This window comes from Clostridium sp. 1001271st1 H5, from assembly GCF_005845215.1.
Lineage (GTDB): Bacteria > Bacillota > Clostridia > Lachnospirales > Lachnospiraceae > Enterocloster.
Genome location: NZ_SPHO01000007.1, coordinates 222,608 through 237,242, shown reverse-complemented (window position 1 = coordinate 237,242; position 14,635 = coordinate 222,608). Strand labels below are relative to the sequence as shown.

15 protein-coding genes are annotated in these 14,635 nt (G+C 48.2%); 14 read left to right on the top strand and 1 reads right to left on the bottom strand.

The features are described 5' to 3' along the window. The first annotated feature begins 7 nt into the window (after positions 1 to 7). From ligA to FGS84_RS13090, 7 genes are all read left to right on the top strand, one after another. Positions 8 to 1,963, top strand: a complete 1,956-nt coding sequence (gene ligA, locus FGS84_RS13120) for an NAD-dependent DNA ligase LigA (RefSeq protein ID WP_138308931.1) — start codon at positions 8 to 10, stop codon at positions 1,961 to 1,963. Positions 1,964 to 2,095: 132 nt separating this feature from the next. Continuing rightward, positions 2,096 to 3,013, top strand: coding sequence for a homoserine O-succinyltransferase (gene metA / locus FGS84_RS13115; RefSeq protein ID WP_138308929.1), 918 nt, complete (start codon positions 2,096 to 2,098; stop codon positions 3,011 to 3,013). Positions 3,014 to 3,061: 48 nt separating this feature from the next. Continuing rightward, complete coding sequence (locus FGS84_RS13110; RefSeq protein ID WP_138308926.1) at positions 3,062 to 3,967, top strand: PhzF family isomerase; 906 nt, start codon at positions 3,062 to 3,064, stop codon at positions 3,965 to 3,967. A 355-nt stretch (positions 3,968 to 4,322) separates the two neighbouring features. After that, a complete protein-coding gene (locus FGS84_RS13105) occupies positions 4,323 to 5,174 on the top strand; it encodes a helix-turn-helix domain-containing protein (RefSeq protein WP_330640851.1) in 852 nt (283 codons plus the stop codon). Next, the gene (locus FGS84_RS13100; RefSeq protein ID WP_138308924.1) at positions 5,167 to 7,332 is read left to right on the top strand and encodes a 3'-5' exonuclease; all 2,166 of its coding nucleotides are present in this window, start codon (positions 5,167 to 5,169) and stop codon (positions 7,330 to 7,332) included. Before FGS84_RS13105 ends, FGS84_RS13100 begins: the two co-directional genes overlap by 8 nt. 266 nt (positions 7,333 to 7,598) lie before the next feature. Next, a complete protein-coding gene (locus tag FGS84_RS13095) occupies positions 7,599 to 8,429 on the top strand; it encodes a class I SAM-dependent methyltransferase (RefSeq protein ID WP_138308921.1) in 831 nt (276 codons plus the stop codon). A gap of 141 nt (positions 8,430 to 8,570) precedes the next feature. After that, entirely contained in the window at positions 8,571 to 8,909 is a 339-nt protein-coding gene (locus FGS84_RS13090; protein ID WP_138308919.1) for a cytochrome C biogenesis protein, read from the top strand. A gap of 66 nt (positions 8,910 to 8,975) precedes the next feature. Here FGS84_RS13090 and FGS84_RS13085 read toward each other — a convergent pair whose 3' ends face one another. After that, positions 8,976 to 9,644: a Crp/Fnr family transcriptional regulator gene (locus tag FGS84_RS13085; protein WP_227147489.1), complete on the bottom strand. Its 669-nt coding sequence runs from the start codon at positions 9,642 to 9,644 to the stop codon at positions 8,976 to 8,978. Positions 9,645 to 9,741: 97 nt separating this feature from the next. Between FGS84_RS13085 and FGS84_RS13080 the strand changes: the two genes are divergently transcribed. The 7 genes from FGS84_RS13080 (at position 9,742) to FGS84_RS13050 (ending at position 14,629) form a co-directional block, all read left to right on the top strand. Continuing rightward, a complete protein-coding gene (locus FGS84_RS13080; RefSeq protein WP_138308917.1) occupies positions 9,742 to 10,227 on the top strand; it encodes a hypothetical protein in 486 nt (161 codons plus the stop codon). A gap of 8 nt (positions 10,228 to 10,235) precedes the next feature. Continuing rightward, positions 10,236 to 10,772 (top strand): permease, encoded by a 537-nt coding sequence (locus tag FGS84_RS13075; RefSeq protein WP_227147492.1) that lies wholly within the window; start codon positions 10,236 to 10,238, stop codon positions 10,770 to 10,772. Between the two features lie 137 nt (positions 10,773 to 10,909). Then, positions 10,910 to 11,752: an MBL fold metallo-hydrolase gene (locus FGS84_RS13070; protein WP_138308912.1), complete on the top strand. Its 843-nt coding sequence runs from the start codon at positions 10,910 to 10,912 to the stop codon at positions 11,750 to 11,752. A gap of 52 nt (positions 11,753 to 11,804) precedes the next feature. After that, entirely contained in the window at positions 11,805 to 12,905 is a 1,101-nt protein-coding gene (locus tag FGS84_RS13065; RefSeq protein WP_138308910.1) for an acyltransferase, read from the top strand. A gap of 101 nt (positions 12,906 to 13,006) precedes the next feature. Further along, positions 13,007 to 13,375: an ACT domain-containing protein gene (locus tag FGS84_RS13060; RefSeq protein WP_138308908.1), complete on the top strand. Its 369-nt coding sequence runs from the start codon at positions 13,007 to 13,009 to the stop codon at positions 13,373 to 13,375. A 53-nt stretch (positions 13,376 to 13,428) separates the two neighbouring features. Beyond that, positions 13,429 to 14,064 carry an N-acetyltransferase gene (locus FGS84_RS13055; RefSeq protein WP_138308905.1) on the top strand — a complete coding sequence of 212 codons (636 nt, stop codon included), beginning with the start codon at positions 13,429 to 13,431 and terminating at the stop codon, positions 14,062 to 14,064. A 106-nt stretch (positions 14,065 to 14,170) separates the two neighbouring features. Continuing rightward, positions 14,171 to 14,629 (top strand): AraC family transcriptional regulator, encoded by a 459-nt coding sequence (locus FGS84_RS13050; protein ID WP_138308902.1) that lies wholly within the window; start codon positions 14,171 to 14,173, stop codon positions 14,627 to 14,629. The last annotated feature ends 6 nt before the right edge of the window (positions 14,630 to 14,635 follow it).

Here is a 14,635-nt window from a genome sequence, read left to right as displayed (position 1 = left end):
GAGCGGAATGGAAGACAGGATTCAGAGAATGAAGGAACTGGTTTCCGTCCTGCGGGAAGCAGGAAAGGCTTATTATCAGGAAAGCCGGGAAATCATGAGCAATTTTGAATATGATAAGCTGTATGACGAGCTGGTTTCCCTGGAAAAGGAGACTGGAGTCACCTTGTCGGGCAGTCCGACACAGCAGGTAGGGTATGAGATATTAAGCGAGCTGCCAAAGGAAAATCATGGTTCACCCATGCTCTCTTTGGATAAGACAAAGAGCGTGGAGGATTTGCAGGAATGGCTGGGGGACCAGAAGGGGCTGCTGTCCTGGAAGATGGACGGACTTACCATTGTGCTGACCTATGAGGGCGGAACCCTTGCCAAGGCAGTTACCAGGGGAAACGGGGAAATTGGCGAGGTTATTACGCCCAATGCCAGGGTATTTGCCAATATCCCTCTTAATATTTCCTACCAGGGACAGCTGATTCTCAGGGGAGAAGCAGTTATTACCTATTCGGATTTTGAGCGGATTAACAGCGGAATCGAGGATGTGGACGCCAAATATAAGAATCCCAGGAACCTTTGCAGCGGTTCCGTACGCCAGCTGAACAGTCAGATTACAGCGGAACGGAATGTGCATTTTGAGGCATTTGCCCTGGTGAAGGCAGATGGGGTGGATTTTCATAATTCCAGAAAAGCCCAGTTTGAGTGGCTAAAGGGCCAGGGGTTTGAGGTGGTCCGCTATGAGGAGGTGGATGCAGCCAGCCTGCCCGGGGCAGTGGAAATGTTTGCAAAGGCAGTGGAAGGAAATGACATTCCCTCTGACGGTCTGGTTCTTACCTATGATGACATTGCATATGGAGAATCCCTTGGACGTACGGCTAAGTTCCCGCGCAATTCCATTGCTTTTAAATGGAAGGATGAAATCAGGGAAACAACCCTTTCCTACATTGAATGGAGCGCCTCCAGGACAGGGTTAATCAACCCGGTGGCTGTGTTCGAGCCGGTGGAGCTGGAGGGAACCACGGTCAGCAGGGCCAGCGTCCACAATCTGAGCATCATGGAGGCACTGGAGCTGGGAGAGGGCGACACCATAACCGTGTATAAGGCCAATATGATAATCCCGCAGATAGAGGAAAACCTGACCAGGAGCGGGGTGAAGGACATACCGGAAGAGTGTCCTGTATGCGGGGGAAAGACGGAAATCCGAAAGGTAAATGACGTAAAGAGCCTGTACTGCACCAATCCTGACTGCCAGGCAAAAAAGATAAAGAGCTTTACCCTGTTTGTCAGCCGCGATGCGCTTAACATTGACGGGTTATCTGAGGCTACCCTGGAGAAGTTTATCCAGGCAGGGTTTATTCATGAATACGCGGATATATTCCATCTGGAAGAACACAGGGAAGCTATCGTGGAAATGGAGGGTCTGGGACAGAAGTCTTATGACAACCTCATTGCATCCATAAAGACAGCATCCAAAACAACCCTTCCGAGAATGGTGTATGGACTGGGAATCGCCGGTATCGGACTGGCGAACGCAAAGATGCTGTGCCGTGAGTTTAAGTTTGATTTTGAGAATATGCGCCATGCCGGTGAAGAGGAGCTGGTGGCAGTGGATGGTATCGGCGGCGTCCTGGCCCAGGCCTGGATGGACTACTTTGCTTCTGAGAGGAATAATCTGGTGGTGGACCATCTGCTGGCAGAGCTGGATATTGAAAAGGAACAGCCGGAGGAGACAGGGGAGGCAGTCTTTGCAGGTATGAATTTCGTGGTGACCGGGTCTGTGGAGCATTTTGCAAACAGGAAGGAACTCCAGGAGCTGATTGAGAGCAAGGGCGGCAAAGTAACTGGTTCCGTTACTGCCAAAACAGCGTATCTGATTAACAATGACACGGCCTCTAACTCGTCAAAGAATAAAAAGGCGAAGGAACTGGGAGTTCCCATTATCTCAGAAGAGGAGTTCCTGCGAATGTTGTAGCACAGTATCTGCCGGGGGATGCATACTGCAGTCCCGGCAGACGCTGTGCGGTTTCCGTGTGAAATGCTGCCAATGTGTGTGAACAGGATTCATGTGCGGGATGCGGCCGACATTTGAAAGGAGAGAGCAAACATGCCTATAAAAGTACAGAGAGACCTTCCGGCAAAAGTGATTCTGGAGGAAGAAAATATATTTATAATGGATGAGGACAGGGCTATGAGCCAGGATATCCGTCCGCTGGAAATCCTGATTCTGAATCTGATGCCCCTGAAGGAAGAAACAGAGACCCAGCTTTTGCGGGCCCTGTCCAATACGCCCCTTCAGGTGGACTGTACCTTCCTGATGCTGTCCACCCATGTGTCAAAGAACACGTCGGCCAGCCATCTCAACAAATTCTATGTCACCTTTGAAGAGATTAAGAAGAAAAAGTTTGACGGCATGATTATAACCGGAGCGCCGGTGGAAAATCTGGAGTTTGAAGAGGTGAATTACTGGCCGGAGCTGTCCATGATGATGGAGTGGAGCAAAACCCATGTGACATCCACCATACATATATGCTGGGGAGCCCAGGCAGGGCTTTATTATCACTACGGCGTCCCCAAATACCCTATGAAGAGGAAACTGTCAGGTATCTATAATCACAGGGTTCTGGACCGGAAGGTTCCCCTGGTGAGAAGCCTCAATGACTATTTCCTGGCCCCCCACTCACGCTATACCGAGGTGAGGAAGGCAGATATCCGGAAGCATCCGGAGCTGGCCATTCTGGCTGAATCCGATGAGGCTGGCGTGTTCCTGGTCATGAGCAGGGACGGGCGGCAGGTATTTGTCCAGGGACATCCTGAGTATGACAGGATGACGCTGAATAATGAGTACCACAGGGATTTGAATAAAGGCTTGAATCCCGAGGTTCCCTATAACTATTACGAGGATAATGACCCGTTTTCAGCGCCGCCTCTGACCTGGCGGAATACTTCCAATACGCTGTATACCAACTGGCTGAATTACTACGTGTATCAGGTTACGCCTTATCTGCTGGATGTGGAGGAGTAGGTACAGCCGGCAGCTGAGTATTTCATTGCTCACAGGGAGGAAATTACTTTGAAAAAATACAGGATATATCAGGTGGATGCATTCACACGCAGCCGGTTTCATGGCAATCCTGCCGGTGTTGTGCCGGATGCAGACGGGCTGACCGATGAGCAGATGCAGAGAATAGCCAGAGAATTAAACAATTCCGAGACAGCGTTTATCTTTTCACCCCAATCCGCAGAGCATGATGCGGTGGTCAGATTTTTCACACCGACAACCGAGGTGCCTCTGTGCGGGCATGCGACGATTGCAGCCCATTATGTAAGAGCCATAGAAGGCACAGCTGTTTCAGGACGGGTTTTACAAAAGACAAAGGCCGGGATTCTGCCTGTGGATATTGTAAAAGAGGATGACGATTTTTCCATTATTATGACACAGGGAAACCCGGAAATTGGAGAACCATTTTCGCCTGACATTGTAGCGGAGATTGCAGGAGCCTTAGGTATATGTGAAACAGACATTCGCAGGGATTGTCCTGTTTGCACTGCCTCTGCCGGTCATTCCAAAATAATGGTGGGAATCAAATCAAATACACTGCTTCACGGACTTGCTCCCAATATGGATGCCCTTGCTGCAATCAGTGCAAAAGTGGGCTGTAACGGATATTATGTATTTACATTAAATCCAAAAGATGATGTACTGGTACATGGCCGCATGTTTGCACCGGCAATCGGCATTCCGGAAGACCCGGTAACAGGAAATGCCAATGGGCCGTTGGGCATTTATCTGGTCCATTACGGCATTTGCAGGTCATTGGAAACTGACGATGAACTCTCTTTTTCTATCTTGCAGGGTGAGGCCATTAAGCGTGACGGCGGCATGCAGGTGAAGGTTAAGATTGAGAAGGGAATGCCGGTGCGTGTGCAGATTATGGGACAGGCTGTGATTGCTTTTGCGGCCGAAATTCAGTTGTAATTCCTTTGGTATGCGGATTTCACATTTTGGTTCAATACCGGTAGGGCTGGGGATGTTTGTATTTTTGATTCCCGGCCCTTAGTTTTTTTATATACCAGACACTGGTTTGTTTTTTGCATCATTATCTTCCTTTAAATCTCTGATACGTTCGTATTTCATACTTTCACCTTATTGAATATGATAGATAGACCGAAACGGACTTGACTGTCCTTTAAACGCTATATGATTCACCGGAAAATGCGCAAGATTTCTTAAGACAACCGGTTTGGTTTTGATTATACTATTCTGGAATACAGGTTGCCTGGGAAAACGGAACAAGGTTCCCATAGCGGCCGGCAGCAAGGAGGCAATTTTTATGATGAGCAGTATGGAAGAGGTAATCCTGGCAATTGATTTTATTGAAGCCAATCTGACGAAAAAATTGGATTTGGCCATGATTTCCGGAGCAGTCCATTATTCCAAATATCATCTTCACCGTGTGTTTTCCGATACAGTGGGCCTTACCATTCATGATTACATCCAGCGCAGGCAGCTGACCGAGGCCGCAAAGCTGCTGGTTTTTTCCGGTAAACCCATTGTCCAGATTGCATTTTTATCCGGTTATCAGAGCCAGCAGGCATTTACCAATGCTTTTACAGCCATGTATAAAATACCTCCCAACATGTACAGGGAGAATGAAAGGTTTTATCCCTTACAGCTCAGATTTAATTTTGAAGGGAGTTATGAAATGCTTGACAGAAATGAAAAGGCGTCATGGGAGATTTCTTTTGCATCGGAAGAGGATATTCCTGGATGGATGGAACTGGTGAGGCTTGTGATTGACGGCTTTCCTCATCTGCATGAGGAGGAATATGTCCAGGTATTAAGACAGAAAATCAGCACAGCACAGGCCCTTATCCTGAAGGACAGGGGAACAGCCATCGGCATCATGCTGTTTTCTTATGAAAACGGCAGCATTGATTTTATGGGAAGCCATCCGCTTTACAGGAAAAAGGGAGTTCCCAAGGCCATGCTGGATAAGGTAATGAAGGAACTGCTTAAGGGGAAGGAAATCAGCATTACAACCTACAGGGAGGGCGATAAGGCGGACACCGGGCACCGGAATGAAATAAAAGGGCTGGGATTTGCAGAGGCAGAACTGCTGGTGGAATACGGCTATCCCACCCAGCGTTTTATTTTACAGCAGGAGGAGAGGGAACATGAGTGATTATCCGGCCATCCCATTCCCTGATGAAATAGTACATCTGGAACAGGTGAATGCAAAGCTTTTGAAAGCCCTGCAGCAGGCAGAGGAATCTGTCAGAAAGGCGGACAGGGAATACACGGATACCAAGAAATACATGGCGGACCACAGGGGAGAAATCGACCCCCATGAGATGTTCCAGAATGAACTTCTGTTAAAACAGACAGACAGGACAGGCGCATTTGCCGTGGAGATGCGGGACAGGATTGCAAAATTAAAGGAATCCCCGTATTTTGCCAGAATTGATTTTCGGGAGGAGCAGGAGGAGGAAGGGGAGTCCTATTATATCGGCAGGTTTGCATTCCAATACGAAAATGAACCGATGATTTTTGACTGGCGCGCCCCCATATCCAGTATGTTTTATGACTGCGAGGTTGGAGAGGCCGGATTTTTGGCGCCGTCAGGCTGGACAGCGGGAGAGCTTACCAGAAAACGCCAGTTTAAAATCAGGAACGGGGTCATGGAATATGCACTTGAAAGCTCATCCAATGTGCAGGACGATGTCCTGCAAAGGGAACTGAGCCATACTTCCGATGAAAGGATGAAATCCATTATTTCCACAATCCAGAAGGAGCAGAACCGGATTATCAGAAATGAGAAGGAAGGGACATTGATTATCCAGGGAGTGGCCGGGTCCGGTAAGACTTCCATTGCCCTTCACCGGATTGCATTTTTGCTGTACCGGTTTAAAGACAGGCTGAAAGCCAGGAATGTTACGATTCTCTCGCCCAATAAGGTATTCGGGGACTATATCTCAGGCGTAATTCCTGAACTGGGAGAGGAACCTATCTATGAGATGAGCTTTGGGGACCTTGCTGAAATCCAGCTGCAGGGAGTCATTGGTTTTGAGCCGGACAGGGACCCGCTTCAGCCCCGGGATAAGGCCTGGAATGAGAGGGTGCGGTTTAAGTCAACCCTGGATTTTGTTGCCTTAATGGACCGGTACATAGAACAGATGCCGGAGTTTGTTTTTGTGCCTGCGGATTATACATACGGCAGTTTTACGGCAAAGGGAGAGTGGATTAGGGCGCGGTTTCGGGCCTACGGAACTTATCCGGTCAAGAAACGGCTGATTATGGTTGCAGATGATATCCATGACCGCTTTGAGACAGATAATATCATGGAACAGGAGGTGCCCCGCCCGGGGATGATTCTGAAACAGCTGAACTCCATGCTTGTCATGAAGGACACGCTGGCTGTCTACAAGGATTTCTATAAACGGATGGGAATTCCGGAGCTTTTTGTCATGGCTGCTAAGAAGACGTTGGAGTGGGCGGATGTGTATCCCTTTTTATATCTTCATGCTGCATTCCAGGGCTTAAAGGAAAGCCATATCACCAGGCATCTGGTGATTGACGAGATGCAGGATTATACGCCCATCCAGTTTACTGCCTTAAACCGAATGTTTCCATGCCAGAAAACGATTCTGGGGGATTACGGACAGCTCGTCAACCCCAACCACATGCACAGCCTGGAGGATTTGCGTTCCATCTATGCGAATGCCTGGTTTGTGGAACTGAATAAGAGCTACCGTTCCACTTATGAAATCATGTCATTTGCAAAAAATATCCGTTATGTATCCGCCCTGGAGCCCGTAAAACGCCATGGGAATCCTCCGGTGCTGATTCCATGCCTGGACACAGCAGATGAAATAAGGAGAATAATGGAAGTAATCCAAGGTTTCAGGGAAGGGGAAAATGTTTCGCTGGGAATTATCTTAAAAACAGATGAGGCGGCTAAAGGGATGTATGAAGCGCTGGCAGGATGCTGCGGTGGGAGTCAGAGGGGAGGAGACGAAGCAGGGGGAGATGAAGCAGGAGAAGGCAGAGGGTCCCAATATGATATGAACCTGATTACGCAGGAGAGCGCCAGCTTTCAAAATGGAATTTCTATCACATCAATCCGCATGTCCAAGGGGCTGGAGTTTGATGAGGTCCTGATTCCACAAGCGGATTGCAGCACGTATGCCTCTGATTTTGACCGCAGCCTGCTCTATATTGCCTGTACGCGGGCCATGCACAGGCTGACCCTTACGTACAGCGGGAAAAGGACGGAATTCATTTCACCGCAGCTGCTTTTGGAATGTAAATGCAATATTGACAAACATTATGACTTATTATAAGATGATAACATAAAATATAAAACGAAAAAGGTGATGATAGTCCGGCATATCAGATGCCACATAATCAGTGGCATGGATATGACTGGAAAGGAGTAGATAAAATCAATTGTATCAAGTGGCAAATGGCCGAGACATCGGCTTGGTTTGTGTACCTGATATTTGATTTTATTTTACTCCTGAGGCTTTTCATCCCACAAGGCTGAGCCGCGGAGTAAAATCTGCGGCTCTTGTTTTTGGCTTTTTCAGAATTAAAGGAGGAAATGAGAATGTATAAACGTATCAGAAAAATGTTAGAATGTCCCTCGCTTTTCCAGGAGACAGAGGTTCCCTTTTGGAATGACGAATACATTTCAAAACAAATCCTTGAGGCTCATTTGGACCCTGATTTTAACGGGGCCAGCAGAAAACTTCATTTTATTGAATCATCTGCGGCCTGGATAACAGAGGCAGTACCGCCTGCGGACTATCCTGCACTGTTAGACCTTGGATGCGGTCCGGGATTGTACGGGGAACGGTTTGCCCGGGCCGGATTTCAGGTGACTGGAGTGGATTTTTCAGAACGTTCCATTGTTTATGCAAGGGATTCGGCAAAGAGAAAGGGGCTTGATATCTGTTATTTATATCATGATTACCTGAGTTTGGAGTTGAATTGCTGTTTTGATTTTATTACCATGATTTATTGTGATTATGGAGCTTTATCGGAACGCAACCGGCATACTGTCATGCAGACCATGTATCGGCATCTGAAGCCGGGAGGCAAGGTGCTGCTGGATGTTTTCTCCATGGAAAAGTACAGGGCATTTCAGGAAGGTGATACCTGGGAGATGAATCCTGGCGGAGGCTTCTGGCGGGAACAGGGGTATATGGTGTTAAACAGATTTTGCAAATTTACGGAGAACGTCACCTTAGAACAGTCTGCAGTGATTTCAGAACATGACGCGGCGGTCTATTATATCTGGAATCAATACTTTACAGTTGAGTCATTGGTGAGAGAGGCGGCTCTGTGCGGATTTCGTGTGAGCGGAATTTACGGGGATGCTGCGGGAAGGATTTATGATGGGACGGGGGATACGATTGCGGTATTGCTGGAGAAGTAATAGGAGGGCAGCTGGCAGATGAACCTTGTAAATCCAACCCGGTTCCTGTATACTTACATTCAAACCACCCCCATATCCAGTCAGCTCACAGAATGCCAATGAGAACAAACTGGAAATCAGGACAGAGAAAGGCGGGATGTCATGGAGTCATTTACCTGTTGTAAATTGGAAATATTCATACCGGAGACACATCTGGGGGTACTGCAAAAGGCGCTTCAGGATGTGGATGCCGGCCACATAGGAAATTATGACAGCTGCATGTCATACAGTCCGGTGACAGGCTGCTGGAGGCCGTTAGAGGGAAGCAGACCGTATATTGGAAACTGCGGCAGCATCAGTACGGAGCCGGAGCTGAAAGCAGAGGTGACCTGCAAGGCTGAGCGGCTAAAGGAAACTCTGGCTGCCATAAAGAACATCCATCCGTACGAAGAGCCGGTTATCAATGTGATTCCCCTGTACATGACAGGCATGGATATGTAGTCATGATACCGGCCTTATTGCGGCAGTGCAGGTTGCTGCCAATTATCCGGATGTGTGTCAGTTAAATTAGCATCGGTTAAGCAGACGGAACGTGGATTTGTAAAAATCAATGATTCCGTCTGTTTTCATACAGGACAGCTCCCTGGAAAGGGCGCTGCGGTCCATGTTCAGATATTCAGCCATGGCGTTTCGGTCCAGAGGAATGGTAAACGGAACACCGGTCTGTGAATCAGAGAATTTCTTAAGATAGGTCAGAATCTTATCCCGGGCAGTGGGGCGGAGCAGGCAGTCCAGCCGTTCATGAAGCACCAGTCCTTTTTCAGCCACAATTCCCATGAAGTTTTTAAGAAGCTGTCTGTGGCAGATACAGTTTCTGGTGCAATTGTTTATGAGACGGTCATAGGGTATGAACAGGACCAGGCTGTTCTGCTTCACGGTAACAGACACCGGGCTTTTGCGGCCTGGGCTGGCGGCCAGGATGACGCCGATTTCACTTCCCTCTTTTAAAAGCGTGACTGTGAGGGTGTGTCCCTGGGAATCTGTTTTGTATGACCTTCCCCTGCCTCTCAGCAGAATGCCGAACTTTTTTACGGGACAGCCTTCCTCCACAACAACTGTATCCCTGGCATATTCAACCGGCTGTGCTTTCAGGCAGGCCAGAAGACGGTATGTATCCTTTTGGGAAAGACCGTCAAAAAGTTTGGCTGTTTTGATTGTTTGAATGTATTGTTCCATTGTTATTTGGTTGCCTGCGCAACTTACCTCCTGATTGTATTGTATTATAATCGACAGATACATGCAATCAAAAAGGCATATAAAGGAGGAATCAGGGATGAACACAGGTTTTACCATATTTTTTTACGGCCTTTCCGCAGGTTTGATGGTTGTTTCTCTCAGGAGGGACAGGGGAAAAACAAAAAAGGCGGTCAGAAAGGCGTTACTCATGATGATGGGGGTACTTCCCTATTTTTTGGCTATTCTGCTGATTACAGGCACCGGGTTTCTGGTTCTGCCGCCTGATGCGGTTCAGACTCTTGTGGGAGCGGAGTCGGGAATCCGGGGAATGCTTCTGGCCTCAGCTGCAGGTGCAGCGGCCCTTGTGCCGGTTCTGGCTGTTTTTCCGGTGGTATCGGAGCTGCTTAAAAATGGGGCGGGTACAGCACAGATGGCAGTATTCATTTCCACATTGACAACAGTAGGAATAATCACCATTCCGCTGGAGGTGAAATATATGGGAGCCAAAGCAGCAATACTGAGAAATCTGTTCTTCTTTTTGTTTGCATTTGCCACATCTTTTCTGCTGGGGGTGATAGTATGAGGAACCGGATGAAGAAAGCGGGTACACAGGGAGCCTGGAAGGTGATGGCAGCGGTCTGTCTGGCAGTGTTCATTCTGATACCGGAACGGTCCGGGGAGATAATGGCCTATACCGGTGCCGGCCTTGGACAATTTATCTGGAATCTGGTTCCGGTATTTCTGTGTGTGGGACTGATGGATGTCTGGATTGAAAAGGATAGAATGATAAAAATCATGGGTGAGAAATCAGGTCCCTCCGGGATGGGAATATCGCTATTGCTGGGAATGCTGACAGCAGTACCTGTTTATGCACTGCTTCCCATTGCCGGCCTTCTGTTAAAAAAAGGAGGGCGTATTTCCAATGTATTGATTTTCCTGTGCTCCAGCGTGAGCATCCGGATTCCGCTGCTGTTTTTTGAGATGTCGGCCCTGGGAATCAGGTTTGCGTCCTGCCGGTTTGTTCTCAACCTGACAGTGGTATTTGCGATTTCCTTTTTGGTCGAAAGGCTGTTGTCCGAGTGTGATAGGCAGGATATTTACAGAAGGAATCAGGTAAATGGGGAGTGATGGGGGAAGAAGGAAAGGAAGTGTAAGAAGGAAATACGGACACAAACGGAAACGTGGACCTGAATGGAAACATGGACGGCAGGACGGGATTATGGTAGAATAGAGTATCAGACTACCTTTGGAAGGATGGTGCTGCAATGAGATTAAGGGTATTGGCTGATAATAATACATACATAGACCGGTATTATCTGGGAGAGCCGGCAGTCAGTTATTATATTGAATGTGACGGCATCCGCCTGCTGTTTGATGCCGGGTATTCGGATGTATTTCTTAAAAATGCAGAGGCCCTGGGAATTGACCTTGGCCGTGTAACCCATATGGTGTTTTCCCATGGCCACAATGACCACACAAGAGGGCTTAAGTACCTGAACAAACAGATGGATATGTCGGGAATGGAGGTCGTTGCCCACCCGGCCTGTTTTGATGAAAAAGTGTTTGACGGGGAATCCATCGGCGCGCCATACTCTGCTGCAGACATGGCTGCCATCTGCAGATACAGGCCGTGTGACAGACCGTTTGCCATCTCGGACAGGCTTGTGTTCCTGGGGGAGATACCGGACACAGTGGACTTTGAAAAGAGGCGGGCTATTGGAAGTACAAAGATAAAGGGGATATGGCAGGATGACTATGTGAGAGATGATTCCGCCCTGGTTTACAGAGGGACGGAGGGCATTTTTATTATAACAGGATGCTCCCACAGCGGTATCTGCAACATAGTCCGGTATGCCAGGGAGGTATGCGGCCGGCAGCGGATTCTCGGCATCATAGGAGGATTTCACCTCTTTGATGCAGATGAGCGGCTGGAGCGCACAATTGATTATCTGAAATGCTGCGGCGTCAAACGAATCTACCCCTGTCACTGTGTTTCCCTGAAGGCAAAGGCAAGAATGATAGAGACTATGAAGGATGCCTTGGACATAGGGGAAGTGGGGGTAGGCATGGAGCTTTGCCTGGACGGACAGATTTGTACCGAATCATAGGTATCACAGCAGAAAAGGGAAAACGAAAAAGGCAGAAGAGAAGGTTTTACATATGAGACAGACAGAAAAGGCTCCTGAGAATCCGGGGAGCTGCAATTCAAATACAAGGGACCTAAGAACAAGGGACCCAAGATATGACTGCCTGCGGGCCGTTTCAGTCATGGCAATCATCATGGTACATGCCATGCCGGTGGAGACGGCCAGCCCCCGACAATGGTGGTTTAACAGTGTCATGACTCCCTTCCTGCTATCCTTTGTGGGAATTTATTTTATGCTCAGCGGCATGTTTTTGCTGGAACGAGGAACCGGGCGGATAGGGGAATTTTACAGAAAGCGTCTTATTACAGTGGGAATTCCGTTTCTGGTCTATGGCCTGATTTACTATTGTTACAATGTTCATGCGGACAGGGTGGTCCTGCCACTTTGGAAACATGCAGGGCGATATCTGGGACAGGTGCTGACAGCCGGGATTCCCAGGGCAGGCCATATGTGGTTCATGTATGCCATCGTATCCTTTTATATATGTGCACCGTTCCTGGCCAGGATGGTTAAGAACATGACAGACCGGGAAATGAAGATATTCCTGTTTCTGATGCTGGGAATCCACGCGGCGGAGGTTGCAGGAGAAATTCTTGGGGTGGATGTGAAGCCATGGGCGCAGTTTGTGCTGTATACAGGGTGGGTCTACTATTTCCTTTTGGGATACGGACTTAAGCGTTTATGCAGGAAGGAACAGTTTCCGGTATTCGCGGTTCTGGCAGTCTTTGGATTGGCTATGGATGTGGCTGCGGATATAGGTCTTTCGTGGTGGGTTCCCCAGAGTCCGCACAAATCACCGGCCATGGTATTCATCTGTTCCGGCGTATTCCTGCTGTTTGAATTTTATGGCGGGAAGATACCTGCATGGGCAGGAAAGCTGGGAAGCTTCATCAGCAGATACAGTTTTTCCATTTACCTGATTCATTTCCTTATCCTCAGCTACTATGTGAATCCGGTATTGTTAAAGAATATGCTGGCCCGCCATTATATAGTGGGAACCTTGGCCTCCACGGCTGTGACCTTTTTCTTGTCCCTGGCATGTTCCATGCTGGTGGATCATCTGGCGGTCAGACCCCTGGAGCGTCTGGCCGGAAAGTATGGAACAAAGAAATGAACAGGCCCTTCCCGCTCATATTAAGCCATTTTCCATACGTGCGAAAGAGGGCCGGGAAAAATGCCTGACAGGGATATAAAGGGAAAAGGAGATTCGGAAACATGGAAATAAAGGTGATAGAGGGAGCATTTTCAGTCTGCAAGCTTAGTAATATAGGACAGGCCAGGATGGAGGACGACCTGTATTTCCTGGGCAGGACAGATGAGGAGATATCCCTGGTATGCAGGACTGAGAGTATTCCCGGGGACACGGTTTCAAGGGAAGACGGATGGCGGGTTTTCCGGATTCAGGGAGAACTGGATTTTTCCCTGATTGGTATCCTGGCCGGGATATCCTCTATTTTGGCTGAACATAAGATTGGGATTTTTGTGGTATCCACCTATAATACAGATTATGTTATGACGAAGGCGGATGATTTTGAACAGGCGCTGGAACTTCTGGAGCGTCACGGATATAGTGTTGCCAGGTAAGGCCCCGTCGAAGAGGGACAGGACCGGCTGGAAATTGAACGAGGTAATTTATCATGATTAAGATACGGAATGAAATGGAATCAGACTATAAAGCGGTTGAGGATATTACCAGGAAAGCATTTTACAATATGTATGTACCCGGATGCAGTGAACATTATCTGGTTCATATCATGCGCGGGCATGAGGATTTTATACCGGAGCTGGATTTTGTGCTTGAGCTGGATGACCGGGTAATTGGAAATATCATGTATACAAAGGCCAGGCTGGTGGATGAGGCCGGGGAGGAAAAAGAGATTCTAACCTTCGGACCTGTTTCTGTTGCACCTGAATACCAGAGAATGGGGTACGGGAAGATGCTTATGGAACATTCATTTAAACAGGCGGTATCCCTTGGGTATGATGTGATTGTCATATTTGGAAGTCCGATGAATTATGTGAGCCGCGGGTTCAAAAGCTGTAAAAAGTTTAATGTCTGCCTGGAGAACGGAACCTATCCGGCGGCAATGATGGTTAAGGAACTGGTGCCGGATGTACTGGACGGCAGGCGTTGGGTGTATCATGACAGTCCTGTCATGGCAATCTCTGAGGAAGAAGCCCGGCAGTACGATGACACCCTGGAAAAAATGGAGAAAAAGCACCTGCCGAGCCAGGAAGAATTTTATATTATGAGCCATTCATTTATAAGCTAAGGTGAAGTTTATATGACATACTGTTGTCGTGTTTGGTGTGGTAACATAACAGAAATATAAACCGCGGCAGAAGGATATCAGCGGAGATGGGAAAGGAATGGGCGCCATGGCATACAGTTTAAAGGAAGTAACAATACGGACGGATAATTCGAAGGAGGGAATGGAGTGCATTGATGAGCTCTGGAGCCATATCATGGATGGCCGTCTGCCAATCCTGTTTGACAGTGGGCATCAGTTCCGGACAGGCATTTCCCCTGTTTCCAGGTACAGCGGTTATGCCGGTGATGAGACAGGCAGCTATGACCTGACTGTCATGGCTGTCACAAGTGAGTTTTTTGGGGAAATGGAAGAAAAGGTGAAAATGGGACAGTACCGTAAATATGATGAGGCGGATGAAAACGGCGACATCGGCAGATGTACCAGGAGGGCGTGGGAATCAGTGTGGGCCCAGCAAAAGGAGGGGACCATAGACCGGTGCTTTACCGCGGATTATGAGAGCGCGGTTCCCGCAGAATATACAAAAGATGGAAAGGCCCATTGTTATCTGTACATTGCCGTCAGATAGAAAAGG

Bases quoted from the DNA above. Each gene is read 5' to 3' on its own strand.
- FGS84_RS13060 (WP_138308908.1), top strand. From the start codon at position 13,007: ATGGAAATAAAGGTGATAGAGGGAGCATTTTCAGTCTGCAAGCTTAGT.
- FGS84_RS13085 (WP_227147489.1), bottom strand. From the start codon at position 9,644: ATGGAACAATACATTCAAACAATCAAAACAGCCAAACTTTTTGACGGT.
- FGS84_RS13105 (WP_330640851.1), top strand. From the start codon at position 4,323: ATGATGAGCAGTATGGAAGAGGTAATCCTGGCAATTGATTTTATTGAA.
- FGS84_RS13090 (WP_138308919.1), top strand. From the start codon at position 8,571: ATGGAGTCATTTACCTGTTGTAAATTGGAAATATTCATACCGGAGACA.
- FGS84_RS13080 (WP_138308917.1), top strand. From the start codon at position 9,742: ATGAACACAGGTTTTACCATATTTTTTTACGGCCTTTCCGCAGGTTTG.
- FGS84_RS13065 (WP_138308910.1), top strand. From the start codon at position 11,805: ATGAGACAGACAGAAAAGGCTCCTGAGAATCCGGGGAGCTGCAATTCA.
- metA (WP_138308929.1), top strand. From the start codon at position 2,096: ATGCCTATAAAAGTACAGAGAGACCTTCCGGCAAAAGTGATTCTGGAG.
- FGS84_RS13075 (WP_227147492.1), top strand. From the start codon at position 10,236: ATGAAGAAAGCGGGTACACAGGGAGCCTGGAAGGTGATGGCAGCGGTC.
- FGS84_RS13100 (WP_138308924.1), top strand. From the start codon at position 5,167: ATGAGTGATTATCCGGCCATCCCATTCCCTGATGAAATAGTACATCTG.
- FGS84_RS13050 (WP_138308902.1), top strand. From the start codon at position 14,171: ATGGCATACAGTTTAAAGGAAGTAACAATACGGACGGATAATTCGAAG.
- ligA (WP_138308931.1), top strand. From the start codon at position 8: ATGGAAGACAGGATTCAGAGAATGAAGGAACTGGTTTCCGTCCTGCGG.
- FGS84_RS13055 (WP_138308905.1), top strand. From the start codon at position 13,429: ATGATTAAGATACGGAATGAAATGGAATCAGACTATAAAGCGGTTGAG.
- FGS84_RS13070 (WP_138308912.1), top strand. From the start codon at position 10,910: ATGAGATTAAGGGTATTGGCTGATAATAATACATACATAGACCGGTAT.
- FGS84_RS13095 (WP_138308921.1), top strand. From the start codon at position 7,599: ATGTATAAACGTATCAGAAAAATGTTAGAATGTCCCTCGCTTTTCCAG.